Genomic DNA, 21288 nt, shown 5'->3' on the forward strand with positions numbered 1-21288 from the left:
AATTTTATGAAATCTGTGTCAAAAATCAGTAAATAAGTACTTATTTTACGAATAAGGTATCCTCGTTTTGATGTCCATTGATGAAATCTTTGGCTGTCATACGACGCTTTCCTTCCGGTTGAAGTTCTAAAATTTCGTAAACTCCTTGAGGTAGATTGATATAAAGGTTATTTTTTTGTAAAATTAATTGATAATCTTCTCCTTCAACAACAATATCCGTTTTTAGACCTGCATATATTTTTAACGATTTATAATTTTCGCCATTTCCAAAAGTTGTCCATGCACATGGATAAGGAGAAAGTCCTCTAATCTTATTGTGAATAGTATTGATTGAATCGTTCCAATCTATTTTACAATCTTCCTTAAAGATTTTTGGAGCATGTTTTAATTCTGTTGTTTCATCTTGCGGATGAGGTTTTAATGAATCATTTTCTAAACCATCCAACGTTTTCACGACTAATTTCGCACCGATATGCATCAATTCGTCATGAATTTTACCAACATTATCATTTTCTCCAATTTCTACTTTATCAGAAATTAAGATATTTCCGGTATCAATTTTTTCATCAATTAAGAAAGTTGTTACTCCAGTTTCCTGATCACCATTCATCACAGCCCAATTAATTGGTGCAGCTCCGCGATACTGAGGAAGAAGTGAACCGTGTAAATTGAATGTTCCTTTCGACGGAATTGACCAAACAACTTGTGGCAACATACGAAAAGCTACAACAACAAAAACATCAGCATTCCAGCTTTTTAATGTTTCGATAAAAGCTTCGTCTCGTAATTTTTCTGGTTGAGCCAAAGGCAAATTATGTTCAACTGCATATTTTTTGACATCAGAAATATTCATTTTTTGTCCTCTACCAGACGGTTTATCTGGAACAGTAACAACTCCAACTATTTCGTGATGACTATTTGTATTGATTTCATTCAAAGATGTCGCCGCAAATTCGGGCGTACCCATAAAGACTACTCGCATTTTTATTCTATTAGTTTATAAGAATTGAATCCAATTGGTTGAACTCGCATTTCGTCTATCAAATATTGCAATTCTTCGACGATTTTATCTTTTGGCGAATTTATGAATTTTGAAAGGATTTCGGCTTGCGTTTTTGTACCTTCTTTCAAATATTCAATTAAATCGGTTGAATTAAAGTTTTCATTTTGTTTTTTGGATTGACAAACATCGCATTTACCACAATTTTGATCAGATTTTTGATTAAAATATCCAAATAATAAACGTTCTCTACAAATTGTATTTTGTTCGGCATAATAAGCCATAGCTTGCAAACGTTTCCAATTATTCACTTGAATTGCTTCGAAATCTTTCCACAATTTATTTTTAAACGCATTAGAATCGCGCGGAACAAGAAATCTAAATCGCGCTAAAAATCGATCCGAATAATCAATAGAACCATTTTTTGCATATTCGTGTAAGCTATTCCTAATGTCGCCAATACTCATATGCAATTCAAACGCCATTTTACTTTCCGAAATTTCTCTATTATAAGTGTAAATTCCAGGGTAATGACGTTGTAAATAATCAAAAATTCGGTTTTCATTCAAATTAATTGAATGTGGTGACGCCAAAATTTGAATGCTACTATTTTGTGAATAATTTTTTTGCTGAATGATTTCTTTCGTATTTAAAAACTCTAAAAATTGAAGAACCATTTTAAGATTTAAACCAAATTTTTCGGCAAATTTTGGAAGATCCAATTGATAATTCATTTCCGTTAATTCGCCTTCCGCTAATTGCAATTGACTAAACAAACAATTCCCAATTTTGATAAAATCTTGTTGCGAAGGTAAATTCGCTTTGAAAATATTTTCTGCTTGAATTCGATCATCAGGATTGTACAAATAAATTCCATACGATTCCTGTTCATCACGTCCAGCGCGCCCAACTTCTTGGTAATACGCTTCTATTCCTTGTGGCAAATCGATATGAAAAACGGTACGAACATTTGGTTTGTCTATTCCCATTCCAAACGCATTTGTCGAAACCATAATTCGCGAATTACTTAACATCCAATCTTGCTGTTTTTGCTCTTTTTCGTCTTTGGTTAATTTGGCGTGAAAAAAATCGGCATCAAATCCATTTTGACTTAAAAAACTTGCAATCTCGTAGGTTAATTTTCGATTTCGAACAAAAATAATACTCGAACCAGGATATTTTTTTAAATAATAAATCAAATCATTTTTCTTGTCAGCAGAAAGGAAAACATTGTACGAAAGGTTTTCTCTTTTTAAAGAAGATTTGAAAACTTCAGGATTATTTAGCTCTAATTTTTCAACAATTTCTTGCTGAATTTTCTCTGTCGCTGTTGCAGTCAAAGCTAAGATTGGAACTTTAGGAAGAATAGTTTTTAATCTTGAAATTCGATGATATGCAGGTCGAAAATCATGTCCCCATTCAGAAACGCAATGTGCTTCGTCAACAGCTAGCAAACTAATATTGATTTGTTTCAATCGCTCGACAAAAATTCTACTTTGCAAACGCTCTGGCGAAACATATAATAATTTGATTTTATTGTTTTGACAATCGTCCAAAATTTTTCCAATCGTATTTTGGTCAATTTCATTGGTAATATATGCCGTAGAAATTCCTTTGGATTGTAAATTCTGAACTTGATCTTTCATCAACGCAATAAGCGGCGAAATGACCAATGTTAATCCATCAAAAATAATCGCAGGAACTTGATAACAGATAGATTTTCCGCCACCAGTCGGCAAAATTGCTAATGTATCTTTCCCTTCCAAAACACTTGCGATGATTTCCTCTTGCGGCGTTTTGAAAGAAGGATAATTCCAATACTTAAAAAGAATTTCTTTTGGTGTCAAATTACAAAGCTTTGTTGTAAATTTAGGTAAAATCTGTGATTTATTAGAAGAATTAATCGATTATACCTTTTCTATATTTTACAAAAAGTGGAATTTCATTCATTAAAAAATACAAAAAGCCAACAAATTTGTTGACTTTTTGTATTGAAATTTATTCTGTAATCCCTTCTAACATAAATAAGAAAGCATCTTCTTTTGCATCTTCTTTCAACGATTCAAATCGGCCAGAAGCACCACCGTGTCCTGTATCCATATTTGTATCTAAAAGTAGAATGTTATTATCTGTTTTTAAATCTCTTAATTTCGCTACCCATTTTGCAGGTTCCCAATATTGTACTTGAGAATCGTGCAAACCTGTCGAAACATAAAGGTTTGGATAAGCTTTTGCTTCCACGTTATCGTATGGCGAATACGATTTCATGTAATCGTAATATTCTTTTTCGTTCGGATTTCCCCATTCATCATATTCCCCTGTTGTCAATGGAATAGAATCGTCTAACATTGTTGTCACAACATCCACAAAAGGAACTTGCGCAATTACCCCATTGAATAATGTTGGCTCGTAATTAATCACAGTTCCCATCAACAATCCACCAGCAGAACCACCCATCGCGTACAAGTGTTTTGATGAAGTATAATTTTGTTGAATCAAATATTTTGCTGCATCAATATAATCAAAAAATGTATTTTTCTTTTCTAACATTTTTCCATCTTCATACCATTCGCGACCAAGATATTGACCACCACGAATATGCGCAATCGCATAGATAAAACCTCTATCCAAAAGACTTAATCGAACCGAACTAAAATAAGGCTCGATCGTGTAACCATATGAACCATAGGCGTAAAGTAGAAGAGGGGTTTCGGCAGAAAGAGGTGTATCTTTTCGACGAACTAATGAGATTGGAACCATTTCTCCATCGCGAGCTTCTGCCCAAATACGTTCAGAAATATAATTTTCTTTATCAAAATCACCTATAACAACTTGCTCTTTTTTGATTTCGAATGTTTTATCATTCATGTTAAAATCAATCACAGAAGAAGGAGTTGTCAACGATGTATATCCGTAACGCAAAATGTCAGTATCAAAATCTGGATTTGTGCCAACATTTGCTGTATAGGTTTCTTCGTTAAATGGCAAATAATAATCAGTTGAATTATCCCATGCTTTGATATTCATCTGCAATAAACCATTTGTGCGCTCTTCGATAACCAAATAATTCTTGAAAATTTCGAAACCTTCAATCAATGTTTCTTCGCGATGAGGAATTACATCAATCCAATTTTCTTGTTCTGTTTTTTCGACAGAAGTTTTCATTAATTTGAAGTTAAAAGCATCATCTTTATTGGTTTGAATATAAAATGAATCACCAAAATGTTCGATTGAATATTCTAAATCACGTTCTCTTTTTTGAAAGATTTTAAACTCAGCATCTGGTTGATTAGAAGGAATATATCTAAACTCGTCAGAAACAGTACTTGAAGATCCAATAATGATGTAATCTCTTGATTTTGATTTGTAAACAAACGCATTGAACGTATCATCTACTTCTTCAAAAACTAAAATATCATCTTCTTGTTTTGTACCTAATTTGTGTTTCCAAATTTGATAAGCACGCAATGTTTCATCTTTTCTTGTATAAAACAAGGTTTTATTATCAGCGGCCCAAACAGAACCTCCAGTTGTATTCTCTATTTTATCAGAAAGAATTTCTCCAGTTGTTAAATCTTTGATTTGAATCGTATAAATTCTTCGCGAAACATTGTCAACCCCAAAGGAAACCAATTGATTATTTGGTGCCATCGAAATTCCACCCAATTGATAGTACGAATGACCTTCAGCCATTGTGTTGACATCAAAAAGAATTTCATCTGGATTCTCTAAACTATCTTTTCGACGTTTGTGAATTGGATATTCTTTTCCTTTTTGATATTCCGTCAAATACCAATAACCATTCAATTTGTACGGAACAGACGAATCATCTTCTTTGATTCGCGCTTTCATTTCCTCAAAAAGTTTGGTTTGTAAAGCTTCTGTTGGTTGTAGAATAGCTTTTGTGTATTCGTTTTCTTGGTTCAAATAATTGATAACTTCAGAGTTTTCACGATCATTCAACCAATAATAATTATCGATGCGGATATCTCCGTGTTTTTCTAATTTTTGTTCTATTTTTTTCGCAATAGGTGCTTGCATTTTCTAAAATTTAAGGTGCAAATGTACTATAAAAACTTACTTTGAATAAGTTGTAGTTGACCAAGATTTATCACCTGTTTTATATTCGATGATGATATTATTTTCGTTCAAATAGCCAATTGTTTGGTAATTTCCGTTTTGAGAAATCACTGTCACATGGAAAATATTTTGTTGAGCAGCTGGATAAAATTGTGCAATAACTTGTGAATTTTCTTGATCTATTAAGACAAATTCGTTGTTATTTGTACTTGCTGTAGTGTAATTTTTTCCGTTTGATTTGTAGACGTTTTTGTTTTCTACAGTTTTATTTGACACTTGCGTAACGACTTTATTCGTTGTTTCTTTAACGGTTGTAGTTGTTGTATTTTCTGTTTTAGTTATAGGTAAATCTTTCGCATTTTGTTTTCCAACCTGATTCATAGCAAATGTTAAGGCTTCTTGATAACCTTTTGTAAAATCTTTTTCCTTTGACGAACCTTCATAAGTTGAAATCACATTATTATTACAGTCTGTAAACGTTACTTTTAATTTATTTTTAAAAGCAACAGAAGTATTTTCAATATTTGCTTTTGTAGCTAAACAAGGATTGATTTGCACATCTAACGGAATAGAATTTTCATTTACTATTTCATATTCTTTTTTTCTCAAAGCAGTTTTCAATCCTGTATTCAATTGATAATCTTCTTTTACGAAATCTTTAAATAGTTGAGGAATGATAACATATTTGTAATCAGCTACATTTTGTGCTTGTAATGACGATAAAGCAATAAGAAATAAACTTGATAATATAATTTTCATAGCAAGATTATTTAGCCGATAATTTAACTTCTTTCCAACTATTATTTTCAGAAACCTCATAGGAAATCGTATTTCCACTGATGTATCCTACCGAAAAATAATTCGAATTTCCTTTTGTAACAATTACTCTGTAAATTCCATTTTTTAGGGTCGGTTCAAATTTTGCAACAACTTGATTTCCATTTTCGGACATCAACATAAAACCACCATTTTGTAGTTCAATTTTTTGATAAGTAGTTGTTCCATCTGTCAATAAATTCGTAGCAGTGACCTGATTTCCTTTTGGTTCTGGCATATATGCAGCTGTTGTTTCTGTTTGGGGTTTTTCTAATTTCACCATTGGAACGGAGGCCTTTGCATTTTGAGATTTCAAAGGATTTAAAGCTAATTTTATTGCTTCTTGGTAACCTTTGTCATATTCTTTAATCTTAGAAGTTCCTTCAAATTTTTCAATATTTTTATTAGAACAATCTGTAAAACTTACCTCTAATTTATTATTCAAAAAACTTTTAACTTTTAAAATATCCGCATTCAAAGCTAAACAAGGATTTTGCACAACTTCTTGTGGCCAAGCAGATTTATCAGAAGGTAAAACTTCGTATTTTTTCTGCGTCAAAATATATCTTAATCGATTATTTAATTGATATTCATCTTTATCAAAACTAGAAAATTTTTCAGGAATATTGATGTACTTATAATCACTTGTTTCTTGTGCATTTATCGTAGAAAAACTACATAAAAGTATAGCAGCTATTAAATTTTTCATTTAAAAAGTTATTTTTATCAAATATAAAAAAATAGAATTGTTTTAACCTAAATATATTTGTTATGCTGAATTTTTCATTCCAAACTAGTTAATAAAATTGAATCATTTAAAATAATATTATTTGTAAGAAATGATTTATAGATCTGATTATAAATGATTAACTTTATTTAAATTAAAATCATAAAATTATGTCAAGTTTAAAAGATAAAGTTGCGATTGTAACTGGTGCTAGTTCTGGAATTGGAAAAGCTGTTGCTGAATTATATGCCAAAGAAGGAGCAAAAGTTGTCGTTTCGGATATTAATGAAGAAGGCGGAAATGAAGTGGTGGAAATCATCAAAAAGAATGGAGGAGAAGCGATATTTTTTAAAGCGGATACTTCATTGCCAGAAGATAATGAAGCGTTAGTAAATAAAACACTTGAAGTTTATGGAAAACTTGATATTGCTTGTAACAATGCTGGAATTGGAGGTCCTGCTGAGATGACAGAAAATTATCCGTTAGATGGTTGGAAAAAAGTAATAGATATTAATTTTAATGGTGTTTTTTACGGATGTAAATATCAATTGCAAGCAATGGAAAAAAATGGAGGAGGTTCTATTGTTAATATGGCTTCTATTCATGGGACTGTTGCTGCGCCAATGAGTTCGGCTTATACTTCTGCAAAGCATGGAGTTGTAGGTTTGACGAAAAATATTGGTGCAGAATATGGACCAAAAAATATAAGATGTAATGCAGTTGGGCCAGGTTATATTATGACGCCTTTATTATCGAATAATTTGAGTGCAGATCATTTAGAATTGCTTGTTACAAAACATCCAATGGGTCGTTTGGGGCAGCCAGAAGAAGTTGCAGAATTAGTTTTATTCTTAAGTTCGGACAAAGCATCCTTTATGACAGGAGGTTATTACCTTGTTGATGGTGGATATACAGCGGTTTAAAATATTTTTGATCGAATCTTTAAGATTAAATGGTTTTCTATAATTTAATCCTTAATTTTGCCTGAACGAAATACAAACAAACAATGAAATTTTTTATCGATACAGCTAACTTAGCTGACATTAAAGAAGCCCAAGATTTAGGAGTTTTAGATGGTGTAACAACAAATCCATCTTTAATGGCAAAAGAAGGAATTACAGGTCAAGAAAATATTTTGAATCACTATAAAGCAATTTGCGAATTAGTTGACGGAGATGTTTCTGCTGAGGTAATTTCTACTGATTTCGAAGGAATGGTAAAAGAAGGAGAAGCTTTAGCAGCTTTAAATCCTCAAATCGTAGTTAAAATTCCTATGACGAAAGATGGTGTAAAAGCGTGTAAATACTTTTCTACAAAAGGAATTAGAACTAACGTAACTTTAGTTTTCTCTGTAGGACAAGCATTATTAGCTGCAAAAGCTGGTGCAACTTACGTTTCTCCATTTATCGGACGTTTAGACGATATTTCGACAGATGGTTTAAACTTAATCGAAGAAATTCGTTTGGTTTATGATAACTATTTGTACGAAACTCAAATTTTAGCTGCTTCAGTTCGTAATACAATGCATATTGTTAATTGTGCAAAAATTGGTGCTGATGTTATGACAGGACCTTTATCATCAATCTTAGGATTGTTAAAACACCCATTAACAGATTCTGGATTAGCACAATTCTTAGCTGATTACGCTAAAGGAAATCAATAAATTGAATAGAATTTTCTATATATGAGTCGCTTAATTTTAAGCGACTTTTTTTATGAATTTATATTAATGAAAAGCTTTTAATTATCAAGTTGATAAAAATAGTGTTAATAAATAAAAAAAGATGTTTTATTATGAATAATATAAAATTATTAATTGTAAATTGATAAAAGTATTAGAAACTAAAATATTTTTTATTAGTATGTTAAAAACATTTATTTTATTATCAGTCACGCTTGGTATCCCTTTTTTATTAATCATGTTTCTTTATGGAAGCACATTTTTTAAGAAAAATATCAATAATGACTAATAATTTTTTCCATTTACTAAATTAAAAAATCCTTCACTTGTATGAGCGAAGGATTTTTTTATGATGGTTTGATTAATGATTATTTTATTACAACTCTTTTGTTGATTTCCATTTGTTTTCCAACAACTTTGATGATATAAATACCTGGGTTTTTGAAATTAACTTCAACTTCTTTTTGATTTGACGAATTTGAAACTTCATTAATTAATTGTCCATTGAAATTAAAAACAGAAACTTTCTGAATTGATTTCGAATTATTTTCAAGTTTAACTTTAATCGAACGATTTGTTACATTGTAAACTGAAACATCATCACGCTTTTGATATTCGAAATCTCCAGTTCCTAAATTTGAACCCCAAATTTTTTCTGCATATTCAGGATGATCAATAAATGGGTTTCTGTTTTTTTGGTATCTGTAGACTAAATTATTAATATCTTTTTCACGATCAGAAACAGGATCATTTAAATGCCAAGTCATTAATATTTTCAAGAAAGTGTCTGTAAAAACTTTATCTTTTGTTTTATTAAACATAGCATAAGACCAACTCTGAATACCATTTTCTTGATAACGAGTAGCAAAATAAAAATAAGCACGAGCTATATCACCTTTAAACTCATCAATTGGTTCGAAAACTGTTCCAGAAAATCCCGCAGAGTATCCAGAGTTTTTATTACTTCCTAATTTAGAGCCATTTAAAGAAGTGTATGTTGCACTTTCAACAACTCCATAAGGAAAATTATCTCTTTTATTATTAACATAACCATCAGTTGGCCAGATATGGAATGCATCTGCAACCATAGGAGAGTTTTTATTAAAAACACTTTGAGGAATAATATGCTCTCTGTTGTAGCAGTCTCCTTCATTTTTATAACCAGAACTGCCACATTGATCTGAAGATTTTATAAAATTATAAGGATCAATTTTTTTCGGTATCTCTGAATAAATATCATAAATAGAATTATCTTTTTCATCATATTTATCTAAAAAACCATTATCAGAATCTGTTCTATTATAAAGTGTCCATAATCCGCCATATGTTAAATCTGTATGGTTTTTTATTATTTCATATAGCTGTGTTTTTAAGGTAAAGCTGCTACCAGTTGCAGTGTCGTAATAGTTACTTGGTGCTTGCGCTGACGCTAAAACACTTACTGTAAATATAGATAAAGAACATAAAATTTTTTTCATAAACAATTTAGCTAAAAAAAGCTGTGATTTCCACAGCTTGTACTTTGTATAAATTTATGAAATTTAAAGTTTACTAATTGTTAAATTATTTACTGTAATTTTGATAAATCACCAATGAATCTTGAATTTGTTTATTTAATAATTTGTATAAGTCAGGTTGATTTAAAGAAACTCCAGCTATCGATTTCAATTTTTTCTGAAAATTCTTAGAACCTAACAAAAATTTTGCTCGATAAGAATCTTTATTCATGACTTTTTTGGCTTGTAAATCTTTAAAATCTTTTCTAATTTTTCGTGCATATAATTCAGACAAGTCAAATTGCAACTGCATTTCTTTTAAAATTTCTGTATGTTGCATAGATAGCCACGAATTACTTTCATCAAATTTATTGGTAACCCAAAGTTCAGGAAGTTCTCCTGTAGATTCTGCAATTTGCCAACCTAATTTTGAATCTAAAAATCCTTGAGGAACCTTTGTTTGAATAGGTTTCTTTTTGAAGTTTTTGTAATTAAGCTTCATATCTTTTTTCCATTCAATTACAGATTGAGCTTGAAGAGAATGATAACAGAAAAGAGTAATTATAAAAAAGAATATTGATTTATTCATCAGATAATCAGGGTGTTGATTTTAAATGTTTTCTAACAAATCAAGTCTCATCCCATGAGAACCTTTTATCAAAATATTTTGAGTTTTGATTGGATTTTCTTTCAAACATTCTTCAAAGGCAACACGGTTTTCAAATTTTTGTACTTTTGGATTATTCGTAATTGTTTCACCAAAATTATGTCCTAGAATAAAAATTTGATCAAAATCTAAACTTTCAGCTAAATCTAAAATACGTTGATGCTCAGATTTTGATTCTTCTCCAAGCTCGAACATATCACCAATAATAACTGTTTTAGAACCTTCAAATTTTGCAAAATTATTTAACGAAGCTTCCATACTACTTGGGTTTGCGTTGTAAGCATCCATCACAATTTTGTAATTTTCTTTATTGATAATTTGTGAACGATTATTTGATGGAAAATAATTTTCGATTCCTTGTTGAATAGTTTTAGCATTAATCCCGAAATGTTGTCCAATTGCAATTGCACACGAAATATTGCTAAAATTATAGTTTCCTGTTAAATGAGATTGAATTTTTAAATCTTGGTATTTAACCGCCAAATATTCAGTTTCATTTTCTATCAATTCGATTTGAACATCTGCATTATGTTGATCAGAAAATGTAATTCGATTAATATCTTCAGTTTTTTCAACTTGAATTGGATCATTAAAATTGACAAAAGCAGTTCTGTTATTTGCTCTCAAAAAAACATACAATTCAGATTTTCCTTTAATCACACCTTCAATTCCTCTGAAACCTTCTAAATGTGCTTTACCAAAATTGGTGATATACCCATAATCTGGTTGAGAAATTGAAGCTAATAACTCGATTTCTTTTTGATGATTAGCACCCATTTCTATCACGGCAATTTCTGTGTTTTCTGGAATAGAAAGAATTGTCAAAGGAACTCCGATGTGATTATTCAGATTTCCGAAAGTATAATGCGTTTTGAATTTCTCTTTTAAAACAGCTGAAATCAATTCTTTTGTCGTTGTTTTACCATTGGAACCAGTCAATCCAATAAATGGTATTTTAAGATAATTACGATAAGTTTTCGCTAAATCTTGTAGAGCTTCTAAAGCATCACTAACCAAAAAAATATTTTGAGATGTATTTTCAAATTCTTTTTCGTCAACAATTGCCATTGCAGCTCCTTGATTGATTGCTTTTTGAGCGAAAGTATTTCCGTTGAAATTAGCTCCTTTTAAAGCAAAAAAGATACAATTTTGTGAGATGTTGCGTGTATCAGTCGTAACGATTTTCGATTTAAGAAATTTTTCGAATATTTCTGTTGTATTCATGTTATCTAAATAAAATAGATGAGATTCTGTTTTAAAAAAAATAGAAAGAAATTATTCTTTTTATTTCGTACAAATATAAAATTTTATGATTCTATTTTTGACATTTAACGAAGTAATTTACGATAATTGCAAATAAATTAGATGAGATTAATCTTGGTAGCACAAGTTTCTCTATTTTATTTATTATATTAAAAAAATATCTCTAGGACTTTGATAAAAGTATGAAAATAAAAGAAATTACCATTAACGAATTAGAAACTGAACGATTGATTCTTGTTCCTTTTACGATTGATATTTGTGAAAATATGCTGTATAATGATTTTAATATGTTGTATGACAAAGGTTTTGTAAAAAGCAAAGACTGGCCGGATAAAGATATGATGGATACAGTGCCTAAAATTATTCAGAAATTATTAATTCATAATTACGTGACAGGCTTCGAATCCTGGATGATTATAAGAAAGGATACGAAAGAAATAATAGGTGATGTAGGATTTAAAGGGTATAATGCGGAGGAACAAAGTGTAGACATTGGTTATGGAATCATCCGTAAAGAAAGAAGAAAAGGATTTGCAGAAGAGGCGTGTAGAGGTCTTATAAAATGGGCATTTTCTCAAGAAATAGTAAAAGAAATAACAGCCAAATCTTTTTCAGATAATGTCAAATCGATTAATTTATTGAAAAAGCTTGGTTTTGAAAAGATTTTTGAATACAAAGAATTTGTGTATTGGTCATTGATCCAATCTTGAGAACAGAAAGAATTTAATTAACAAATAAAAACTCGATACTATAGTACCGAGTTTTTTTTTATTAAGAAAGATTTTTATCCTCTACGTTTACGTTTTGATTCGAAACTACCAGAGTATTCTTGTGCCACACGGAAACCAATCCAGTTTGTTGCACTTGCTTGGTGTAAGTAACGTCTTTGTCCTGGATCTATCCAGTAAATTGGGTCTTTCCAAGAACCACCTTTTACAACACGTGTTTCATCAGAGATGTCAGAAGTACGTTTAGAAGAATCTTTTTCTAAGATTACTCGACCTTTTTCATCTACTCTAAATTTACGTTGAGGAGCGTTGTACATATCTTCTGTCGCTTTATCAGCAGATTTACCTTCCTCAGTACGTGGTGATAAAGAAGAATTAGGGTCACCATCACGATAATTTGTTAAATCGTATTCTGTTTGCTTTTTGTAAGCACCAGGTAATCCTTTGTAAACTAAACGTCCGTTGTCTAATGTATCATATTCAACATTTGTTTCGTCATATTTTTCAAAACCACCTGCGCCGTTGTTAATTTTTGTTTTTAAAATATTTCCACGGTAGTAGTTGAAATCATTTGCTTCTTCGTCAATAATTGGACGATAAACATCAGAAACCCATTCAGCAACGTTTCCTAACATTCCGTAAAGACCAAAATCATTAGAAGGATATTTACGCACATCACTTGTAATTGCAGAACCATCGTTACCAAATCCTCCAATACCAGAGTAATCTCCACGTCCTTGTTTGAAGTTATCTAAATATTGTCCTCTTTGAGCACCTTTTGTAACTCTCAAGTTATTTTGAGCAACATCTTTTCCTTTGTATTCGTTGTATTCACGATTTCCAGGTAAAGCTAATGCAGCATATTCCCATTCAGCTTCTGTAGGTAAACGGAAAGGTTGCACTTCATCTGAACCAGTTGCACGATTTGCTTTTAAGATACGTGTATTTTGCGTTTTAATTTGATTCGCTTTCATAATTTTAGTCGAATCAATCGCTTCGTTTACATTTGTGTCGCCTAACTTATATTGTTCAGCACTAAATGTTTTATTTCCGTAATTATACTCCTCGTTATTGTAATAATCTTTTGATAAGATTCCTTTGTTCATTAAAGATTTTTCAAGAGCACGGTCTGTTAACCAATCACAATAGTTAACGGCTTGTAACCAAGAAATACCAACTACTGGGTAATAGCTGAATTCTGGAGAAAATAAATAATTTTCTGTAGAGAAATCATCACGAGATAATTGATTGTTAAAAACCGTTTCATCTGGTAATGCTCCATTATAAATATCCTTGTATTGCGTGTCTTCTGGTGGGAAAACAACTTTCAACCAAGTTAAGTATTCTTTGTATTCGTAGTTTGTAACCTCAGTTTCACCAATGAAGAAAGATTTTACTTGCATACGAACAGGAGAATTATTCCAATCGTGTAACACGTCATCTTTCGTAATTCCCATCGTAAAAGATCCACCTTCGATGAAAACCATTCCAGGCCAAGCTTTGATGTTTTCTTTCTTTTTACCTGAAAAAAACCAACCTTTACTATCGTTTGGTTTCCATCCTGTACGACTTGTGAAATTTTTTGTCCCACCTCCTTTTTTCTTTCCTGAACTGCTTGCGCAACCCATGAATACACTCATAGTAACAGCTGCAAGGGCAAGAGAAAAAATACGTCCTTTATTCATTTTCATAGAATATTTCTGGTTTTCGAAAATTAAATTTAATGCAAATAAAAGCATTTGACATTAATCTTACAACGAAAAAATGCTTTATTTCTTGTATCAAACGTAAGAATTATTTTTTTATTTTACGATTGAAAATATATTTGTCAAAATAGCGTTATTCAGACATGAAGAAATATTTTATTTTAGTTGCAACCTTGCTTCAATTTCCTCAATTGTTTAGTCAAAATTACAAAATAAATTGGGAGAATAATCAAACAATTTCTTTGACGAATGGAAATAAAGTGAATGTTCCTTATTTTTCGAACCAAGATCATTATTCGTTGGGAGGTTATTTTCTTCCAGAATTTACGGTGGAATTAAACTCAACAAATAAGGAAGTTGAGTTAACGAACGTGCAATACAGAGAAGTTCAGAACGAATTAATTGATTTGGACACTTCTTCTATTTCGGATAAAATTAATTTTTCTTCATACAATATTATCGATAAAAATGGTCAGCAAAAATTAATTGTTAAAGTTGTGCCATTTGTCAAACAAAATAATAAAATTTTAAAAATAGAATCTTTTTCAATTGTTCCGAAATCAGCGCAATCTCGAAAAATATCTTCTCGAAAATTAATTGATAATTCGACTACAAGTGTTTTGAAAACGGGAGATTGGTACAAAATAAAAGTCTCGAAAGATGGAGTTTTTAAATTAGATAAAAGTTTCTTTACTAAAAATGGAATTCCGACCAATTTTAACCCAAAATCGCTAAAAATCTATGGAAATGGAGAAGGGCGTTTGATGGAGAATTTAACGGAAGATAGAACTGGAGCTTTGAATGAAATTCCAATAAAATTTGTTGGAGGTGAAGATGGAAGTTTTGATAGTAATGATTACGCGTTGTTTTATGCGAAAGGTCCGCATCAGTGGTACAGAAATAATACGACAACGTTGAAAGATGCAAAAGTTCGCTATAATTTGTATGATGATTTTGCTTATTATTTTATCAGTTTTAATGGAGAAGATGGCAAAAGAGTAGGAGAACAGGCGCTTACAGCAAATCCTGTAAAAACTTTTTCTACTTTTGATAATTTACAATTTCATGAAAAAGATTCGATTAACTTAAATGGTCTTGGGCAAATTTGGGTTGGAGAAAATATTGGTTTAAATGGAGGTTTCAAGAAAACGTTCAAAGCGAATGCTGTAAACGGTGGAGAAGCATATTTGCGTTATGCAGTGGTTGGAAAAAATGCAAACAGTACATCTTATAATGTTAATGTAAATGGACAAACTTTTACTCATTCTTTAGGAAACTCTTTATTTGATAGAAATATTCAAGATAAAACAGTTTCATTAGGTTCAAATTCTATCGATATTGCGGTTTCTTCTAGCGGGACCAATCCTTCTGGATTAGCTTATTTGGATTATTTACAATTGCGTTTCAAAGATGGTTTAACATATAGCAATGAGCAGTTTACATTTCAGTTTTTAGAAGATATTAATAATGGAAGTGTGAATGCTTTTTCATTGAATAATGCAGCAAATGTTTCTGTTTGGAATGTTTCTGATATTCATTCAATTTCTTCAATTGTTCCGCAAAGTAATTTGTATAAATTTAGCACAAATCATCTGAATCAGTTTGTCGCTTTCAAGGATGAAAATGCTTTTACAGATGCAAAATATGTAGGGAAAGTAGCGAATCAAGATATTCGTAGTTTAACTGATATTAATTATATAATTGTCACGCATCCAAAATATTTAGATCAAGCTACTCGCTTGGCGAATTTTAGAAAAGAGCATGATAAGATAAATGTAGGTGTTGTAACAACGGAACAAGTTTATAATGATTTTTCATCTGGAAGCCAAGATCCAATTGCGATTCGTGATTTTTTAAAGTTCTTAAAGGATAATCAAAGGCCAAACTTAGAATACGCAGTATTATTTGGTGCAACAACTTACGATCCTAAGAATCGAATAAAAGATTTTACGAATTACATTCCAACGTTTACAGACGAACCTTCAACAAATATAAAAGAAGCTATTGCAACAGATGATTATTTTGCAATGTTAAATGATGAAGTAGAAATATTACCGAATAATGTTGATGGTGTTTATAAATATGATGCTCGCTGGTTTGATATAGCTGTTGGTCGAATTCCTGCTTCAAATTCTACAGAAGCGAAAGTTTTAGTAGATAAAATCATTTCTTATTATGATAAAGTTCAAGGAAAAGGAACTTCATATGGAGATTGGCGTACAAAAGTTGTTGCAGTTACAGATAACGATGATAATGTTAATACTCCAAATTTTGACGTTTCTATTGATGGTGAGTTTACTAAACCAGAAAATCAAATTTACACGGTTAATAAAATATATACAGGTGCTCATCAACCCGAAGGTACATCGGCAGGTGTTCGCTATCCAACGGTTAATCAGGCGATATTAAATGGAATTGAATTAGGCTCTAACTTCTTGATGTATTATGGACATGGAGGTCCACGAAGTTGGGCACAAGAACGTATTATAACGGCAGAAGAGTTGACTAACTTATCTAATTTTAGTGCTGCTTATTCGCGATTACCTATTGTATGTACTGTTACTTGTGATTTTACGATTTGGGATTTACCACAATATAATTCAGCAGGTGAAATGATGTTGAAAAACTTAAATGGAGGTGCGTTAGCAATGATAACAACAAATAGGCCAATTGGAGTTGATTATGGTGATACGATGAATCAGTATTTAATTCAAGAATTTTTCAAAAAGGATGGTTTAGAAAATCAAACGATAGGAAAAGCGCTAAATCAAGCTAAAGTTAGTTATTCTCCTTCTCATGGTAATCACAAAAGTGTTAGTATTTTGGGAGATCCTATGTTAGCTATTCATCGTCCGCAACAAGAGATTAAAATTTTAAGCATCGAAAATAAAAAAGGTGTAGATATTTTAGGAGGAGGAAAATTACAAGCCTTAGATTTTGTAACGATTAAAGGAGAGGTCAATCAACTTACTTCAACTTCTATTGACAATACTTTTTCAGGAAAAATAGCGGTAAGCCTTTTTGAGAAAGAGGAAATAAAAACGTTGTTAAGTGAATCTACTCATAATGGTGAAACATTCAAAACAGAAAATAAAACGATTTATAAAGGAACTGGAAAAGTAGAAAATGGAAAATTTACGATTCAATTTTATGTGCCGAAAGATATTAATTACGAATTAGGAGATCGAAAATTAAAATTTTATGCTTGGGACGAAAAAGATGGAAAAGACGCCTCTACTTTAGAAACAGTTTCTATGGAAGGAATCAATGATGAAGTTCTTAATGATGATTGTTCAGTATCTCAAGATAATTGTCCACAAGGCAAATTATACATGAACAATTTAAATTTTGCCAATGGAGGAATTACAGATCGTTCGCCTTATTTGGTTGGTTGTTTGACAGATAATACAGGAATTAATGCAACAGGATCGAGTATTGGGCATGATATTGTAGCAACAATAGATGGTAAAGTTCAAGACGCATATGTGTTAAACGAATATTATGATGGAGGTGATGCAAATCCTTGTATCAATAAAGATTTCGAAGATTATCAGAAAGGTCAAGTTATGTATCAATTAAAAAATTTAGAACTTGGTCAACATACCGTAAATCTTAAATTTTGGGACATCAACAATAATTCGAATACTGCAACGTTAGACTTTGTAGTAATGGAAAATGGAACGGGTCAATTGCATATTGATAAATTACTAAATTGGCCTAATCCATTTACAAAGAATACCTTTTTCCATTTCGAACATAATTGTGATTCTGAGTTAGATGTAATGGTTCAGATTTTTACCATTTCGGGTAAATTAGTCAAAACACTACGTCAAACCGTTTCTGCAGAACCTTTCCGAGAAGGATATCGTACAGGAAAATATGCGATAGAATGGGATGGTTTGGATGATTTTGGAGACAAAATAGGAAAAGGTGTTTATATTTACAAAGTCAATGTAAAAGGTGTTGACGATACCGTATGTAAAGGTTCAGCAGCAGCAGTTGAAAAATTAGTTATTTTAAAATAATAGAAAAATAAAAATATAATCAATATAACACGAATGAAAAAAATTACCACAAGCTTATTGATTTTAGCATCAGGATTTACTTTTGCTCAATCATTTGACAATCTACCTGATGCAGAAAACGCATTAAAAGAAGAATTAAAATTACCGAATCCAATTTTAACAGGAGCTCCTTTCTTAAGAATCTCTCCAGATGCTCGAGCAGGAGGTTTAGGAGATCAAGGGGTAGCAACTTCTGCGGATAATTATTCACAATATTGGAATGCTGCTAAATTTGCTTTTGCACCAGATTACTCTGGAGTAGCGTTCACTTATACACCGTATATGAGTTCGTTGACAAATGATGTTTTCTTATTAAATGCCTCTTACTATACATTTTTAGGTCAAGATGAACGCAGTACATTAGGTGCAAGTATCTACTATTTTAATATGGGGGAGATAGATCTGAATGAATTAGTAGGCGATGATGTGGTACCTACAGGTATGGCAAAACCAAATGAATTCTCTATTGACTTATCGTATGGTTTACGTTTAACAGATAATTATTCGATGGCAGTTACAGGTCGTTTTATTCGTTCAGACTTAAATAATGGAGTAAATGATGCTACAGTTCAAGCAGCTAATACTTTCGCGGTAGATTTAGCTGGTTATTACCAATCAGAAACAATGGATACAAATAATTTTGAAGGTAAATTACGTGGAGGTTTCCAAATTTCTAATATTGGACCAAAATTAGATTATTCAAATTCAGAAAAGAATGCATCTTATTTACCAACAACATTACGTTTAGGAGTTGGGTATGATTTCAAATTTGATGATTACAATAAAGTAGGTATCACAACAGAGTTTTCTAAATTATTAGTACCAACACCGGATGTAAGAATTGAAGAAATTACAGATAACAAAGGAAACACTAGATATAATATCGTAAGAGATATCCCAAATAAAGGTGTAATGGAAGGTATCTTTAGTTCTTTTGGTGATGCACCAGGAGGAGGAAGCGAAGAATTAAAAGAAATTACGTACCCNNAATTAAAAGAAATTACGTATTCAGTTGGTGCAGAGTATTCTTACAACGATGCGTTGTTTATCCGTGCAGGTTATTTCCATGAAAGCCCAATGAAAGGAGATCGTCAGCATTTAACATTAGGTTTAGGGCTTAAATACAATGCTTTTGCATTTAATGCTTCTTACTTAATTCCAATGTCAAATACAAATAATGCTTTAGAAAATACATTACGTTTTGGTATTGCGTGGAACTTTGGAGGAGAAACTCAAAACAGTTACGATTATTAAAATCGTTAATATAAAGTTATAAAAGAGGTTAGCTATTGGCTAACCTTTTTTTATTTGTTAACTTAAATCAAGTTTTAAAGGCAGGATTAAAACGAACTTTACATGAAATAAAAACGTATACTATATGTCTAATGTTGGATTAATTTTAGAAGAGAAAGCGGCTGATATTGGCAACTTTTTAGTGGGTAGATTATTGCCTTTTCGTCAGAAAAGACATGTCGGGCCATTTGTATTTATCGACCATATGGGACCAACAAAGCTGAAAGATTATCAAAATCTTGATGTAGGTCCACATCCGCATATTGGTTTGTCTACTTTGACGTATTTGTTCGAAGGTGCAATTATGCATCGCGATAGTTTGGGAACTGAATTAGAAATTAAGCCTGGAGCTGTGAATTGGATGACTGCAGGTAAAGGTGTTGTGCATTCTGAACGAACTCCCGAATATTTACGAACAACTGAAAAAACATTGCATGGTTTACAAATTTGGGTGGCTTTGCCAAAAGAATTTGAAAATATGGAGCCAAGTTTTGTTCACGTTGAAGCAGATAAATTACCAAATTGGTCAGACGAAAATGCAGATTATAGATTGATTGCTGGTAAGTTTGGTGAACATACTTCTGGCGTGCCTGTTTATTCTCCTTTATATTTTATTGAGATTAAAGCTAAAAATGATTTCAAAGTTTCTTTAGGTAAAGATTTGTATGGAGAATCTGCTTTGTATGTATTAGAAGGTTCTATCAAAGATGGAGGAGAGACATACGGAACAAAACAATTATTAGTTGCGAAAGAAGCTACTTTGTGTGAGTTCGAAATTACGGCTGGTTCTACCGTTTATATTTTTGGAGGAGAAGAATTACCGGAAGAACATTTTATCTTTTGGAATTTTGTAAGTTCTTCAAGAGAAACGATTGAAACGGCGAAGGAAAATTGGATTAATCATCGTTTTCCTAAAGTTCCTGGAGATGACGATTACGTTCCGATTCCGCAAGTTCAACAAAAATCTAAAATAAAAGAAAACGAAAAATAAATTGATAATGAGTGATATTAATGTAACATCAACTTCGACAGATAAAAATTATATTTCGAATATTAAAGCTGGGAAACACGAATTTAATGTAGATGAACCTTTAGATAAAGGAGGTTTGGATACAGCTGCAAAACCAAGCGAATTATTGGGAGCTGCATTGGCTTCTTGTACTTCGATTACATTGCAAATGTATATGAATCACAAAGAATTTGCTTACAAAAAAGTTGAGGTAGATGTCAATTTTGATATGATTACAACTGAGCCAATTACTTTTCAACGTCATGTCATTATAGAAGGTGATTTTGATGAGAAACAACAAACAAGATTATTGAAAGTTGCAAATTCTTGTCCTGTACACAAAGTGTTAGAAAAAGGTCACGAAATAGAAACAACGATAGAGTTTATTTAATAAAAAAATCCACTTCATCTGNNTGAAGTGGATTTTTTTATCTTAATATTTTATCTAGCTAATCCTGGTAGGGTATCCAGAAATTCCTTCAATAACAATTTTCGGATTACGTTTCAATAAAACAATTAATTGTCTTAATTTTTCTGCATTATAATCTTCATTAAACATATCATCGTGCATTAAAATTACCAAATGATTTTTTTCGAATGTTTTATTTTGATCCAAACGATGTACAATTCCTTCGTAAATTTTTTCAGGCGAAGAAAGCTGATGTGTAGCAGATTTTTTTCCACTTCTTTCCCATTCATAATCCCAGCCATAGATATAGTATTGATTTTTAGCCAATAAATCAGCTGCTGGAATTGCA

Annotated in this window: 17 protein-coding genes; 7 read left to right on the forward strand and 10 right to left on the reverse strand. The window is 31.4% G+C overall.

Annotation, left to right across the window (positions count from 1 at the left end):
- Window positions 1-40 precede the first annotated feature (40 nt).
- From fmt to B4L98_RS10305, 5 genes are all read right to left on the reverse strand, one after another.
- Window positions 41-982: a methionyl-tRNA formyltransferase gene (gene fmt / locus B4L98_RS10285; protein WP_257468211.1), complete on the reverse strand. Its 942-nt coding sequence runs from the start codon at window positions 980-982 to the stop codon at window positions 41-43.
- 2 nt (window positions 983-984) lie between these two features.
- Window positions 985-2847 carry a RecQ family ATP-dependent DNA helicase gene (locus tag B4L98_RS10290; protein WP_286495777.1) on the reverse strand — a complete coding sequence of 621 codons (1863 nt, stop codon included), beginning with the start codon at window positions 2845-2847 and terminating at the stop codon, window positions 985-987.
- A 151-nt stretch (window positions 2848-2998) separates the two neighbouring features.
- Window positions 2999-5041, reverse strand: coding sequence for a S9 family peptidase (locus B4L98_RS10295; protein ID WP_286495778.1), 2043 nt, complete (start codon window positions 5039-5041; stop codon window positions 2999-3001).
- A 36-nt stretch (window positions 5042-5077) separates the two neighbouring features.
- Window positions 5078-5839: a hypothetical protein gene (locus B4L98_RS10300; protein ID WP_280036346.1), complete on the reverse strand. Its 762-nt coding sequence runs from the start codon at window positions 5837-5839 to the stop codon at window positions 5078-5080.
- A gap of 7 nt (window positions 5840-5846) precedes the next feature.
- Window positions 5847-6605 carry a hypothetical protein gene (locus B4L98_RS10305; RefSeq protein ID WP_125349842.1) on the reverse strand — a complete coding sequence of 253 codons (759 nt, stop codon included), beginning with the start codon at window positions 6603-6605 and terminating at the stop codon, window positions 5847-5849.
- Window positions 6606-6793: 188 nt separating this feature from the next.
- Here B4L98_RS10305 and B4L98_RS10310 point away from each other — a divergent pair, with 188 nt between their 5' ends.
- The gene (locus tag B4L98_RS10310) at window positions 6794-7546 is read left to right on the forward strand and encodes an SDR family NAD(P)-dependent oxidoreductase (RefSeq protein ID WP_280051417.1); all 753 of its coding nucleotides are present in this window, start codon (window positions 6794-6796) and stop codon (window positions 7544-7546) included.
- An 83-nt stretch (window positions 7547-7629) separates the two neighbouring features.
- On the forward strand, window positions 7630-8286 hold the full coding sequence (gene fsa, locus B4L98_RS10315; RefSeq protein ID WP_125349844.1) for a fructose-6-phosphate aldolase: 657 nt from the start codon (window positions 7630-7632) through the stop codon (window positions 8284-8286).
- A 386-nt stretch (window positions 8287-8672) separates the two neighbouring features.
- On the opposite strand, the gene B4L98_RS10320 is transcribed toward fsa, so the two are convergent.
- From B4L98_RS10320 to B4L98_RS10330, 3 genes are all read right to left on the reverse strand, one after another.
- Window positions 8673-9782: an endonuclease gene (locus B4L98_RS10320; RefSeq protein ID WP_286495779.1), complete on the reverse strand. Its 1110-nt coding sequence runs from the start codon at window positions 9780-9782 to the stop codon at window positions 8673-8675.
- An 85-nt stretch (window positions 9783-9867) separates the two neighbouring features.
- Window positions 9868-10389 carry a hypothetical protein gene (locus tag B4L98_RS10325; protein ID WP_115000770.1) on the reverse strand — a complete coding sequence of 174 codons (522 nt, stop codon included), beginning with the start codon at window positions 10387-10389 and terminating at the stop codon, window positions 9868-9870.
- A 21-nt stretch (window positions 10390-10410) separates the two neighbouring features.
- Window positions 10411-11691, reverse strand: a complete 1281-nt coding sequence (locus tag B4L98_RS10330) for a UDP-N-acetylmuramoyl-tripeptide--D-alanyl-D-alanine ligase (protein WP_291078189.1) — start codon at window positions 11689-11691, stop codon at window positions 10411-10413.
- A 221-nt stretch (window positions 11692-11912) separates the two neighbouring features.
- Between B4L98_RS10330 and B4L98_RS10335 the strand changes: the two genes are divergently transcribed.
- Window positions 11913-12440, forward strand: coding sequence for a GNAT family N-acetyltransferase (locus B4L98_RS10335; RefSeq protein WP_286495783.1), 528 nt, complete (start codon window positions 11913-11915; stop codon window positions 12438-12440).
- 74 nt (window positions 12441-12514) lie between these two features.
- Here the strand turns inward: B4L98_RS10335 and gldJ are convergent, their stop codons facing one another.
- On the reverse strand, window positions 12515-14143 hold the full coding sequence (gene gldJ / locus B4L98_RS10340) for a gliding motility lipoprotein GldJ (protein WP_291078197.1): 1629 nt from the start codon (window positions 14141-14143) through the stop codon (window positions 12515-12517).
- 164 nt (window positions 14144-14307) lie between these two features.
- On the opposite strand from gldJ, the gene porU reads away from it, so the two are divergent.
- From porU to B4L98_RS10360, 4 genes are all read left to right on the forward strand, one after another.
- On the forward strand, window positions 14308-18189 hold the full coding sequence (gene porU / locus B4L98_RS10345; RefSeq protein ID WP_291078191.1) for a type IX secretion system sortase PorU: 3882 nt from the start codon (window positions 14308-14310) through the stop codon (window positions 18187-18189).
- A 33-nt stretch (window positions 18190-18222) separates the two neighbouring features.
- Complete coding sequence (porV, locus tag B4L98_RS10350) at window positions 18223-19482, forward strand: type IX secretion system outer membrane channel protein PorV (protein ID WP_291078193.1); 1260 nt, start codon at window positions 18223-18225, stop codon at window positions 19480-19482.
- 124 nt (window positions 19483-19606) lie between these two features.
- Entirely contained in the window at window positions 19607-20512 is a 906-nt protein-coding gene (locus B4L98_RS10355) for a pirin family protein (RefSeq protein ID WP_291060710.1), read from the forward strand.
- Window positions 20513-20519: 7 nt separating this feature from the next.
- Complete coding sequence (locus tag B4L98_RS10360) at window positions 20520-20921, forward strand: OsmC family protein (protein WP_221855955.1); 402 nt, start codon at window positions 20520-20522, stop codon at window positions 20919-20921.
- A 54-nt stretch (window positions 20922-20975) separates the two neighbouring features.
- On the opposite strand, the gene B4L98_RS10365 is transcribed toward B4L98_RS10360, so the two are convergent.
- On the reverse strand, window positions 20976-21288 hold a 313-nt coding region (locus B4L98_RS10365; RefSeq protein WP_291078195.1), incomplete at its 5' end, for a hypothetical protein.

The sequence above is a fragment of the Empedobacter sp. UBA5528 genome (assembly GCF_002426075.1).
Classification (GTDB): Bacteria; Bacteroidota; Bacteroidia; order Flavobacteriales; family Weeksellaceae; genus Empedobacter; species Empedobacter falsenii_B.

Coding starts and splice junctions, on each gene's coding strand:
- fmt (WP_257468211.1), bottom strand. CDS start 982: ATGCGAGTAGTCTTTATGGGTACGCCCGAATTTGCGGCGACATCTTTG.
- B4L98_RS10295 (WP_286495778.1), bottom strand. CDS start 5,041: ATGCAAGCACCTATTGCGAAAAAAATAGAACAAAAATTAGAAAAACAC.
- B4L98_RS10300 (WP_280036346.1), bottom strand. CDS start 5,839: ATGAAAATTATATTATCAAGTTTATTTCTTATTGCTTTATCGTCATTA.
- B4L98_RS10305 (WP_125349842.1), bottom strand. CDS start 6,605: ATGAAAAATTTAATAGCTGCTATACTTTTATGTAGTTTTTCTACGATA.
- B4L98_RS10310 (WP_280051417.1), top strand. CDS start 6,794: ATGTCAAGTTTAAAAGATAAAGTTGCGATTGTAACTGGTGCTAGTTCT.
- fsa (WP_125349844.1), top strand. CDS start 7,630: ATGAAATTTTTTATCGATACAGCTAACTTAGCTGACATTAAAGAAGCC.
- B4L98_RS10320 (WP_286495779.1), bottom strand. CDS start 9,782: ATGAAAAAAATTTTATGTTCTTTATCTATATTTACAGTAAGTGTTTTA.
- B4L98_RS10325 (WP_115000770.1), bottom strand. CDS start 10,389: ATGAATAAATCAATATTCTTTTTTATAATTACTCTTTTCTGTTATCAT.
- B4L98_RS10330 (WP_291078189.1), bottom strand. CDS start 11,691: ATGAATACAACAGAAATATTCGAAAAATTTCTTAAATCGAAAATCGTT.
- B4L98_RS10335 (WP_286495783.1), top strand. CDS start 11,913: ATGAAAATAAAAGAAATTACCATTAACGAATTAGAAACTGAACGATTG.
- gldJ (WP_291078197.1), bottom strand. CDS start 14,143: ATGAATAAAGGACGTATTTTTTCTCTTGCCCTTGCAGCTGTTACTATG.
- porU (WP_291078191.1), top strand. CDS start 14,308: ATGAAGAAATATTTTATTTTAGTTGCAACCTTGCTTCAATTTCCTCAA.
- B4L98_RS10355 (WP_291060710.1), top strand. CDS start 19,607: ATGTCTAATGTTGGATTAATTTTAGAAGAGAAAGCGGCTGATATTGGC.
- B4L98_RS10360 (WP_221855955.1), top strand. CDS start 20,520: ATGAGTGATATTAATGTAACATCAACTTCGACAGATAAAAATTATATT.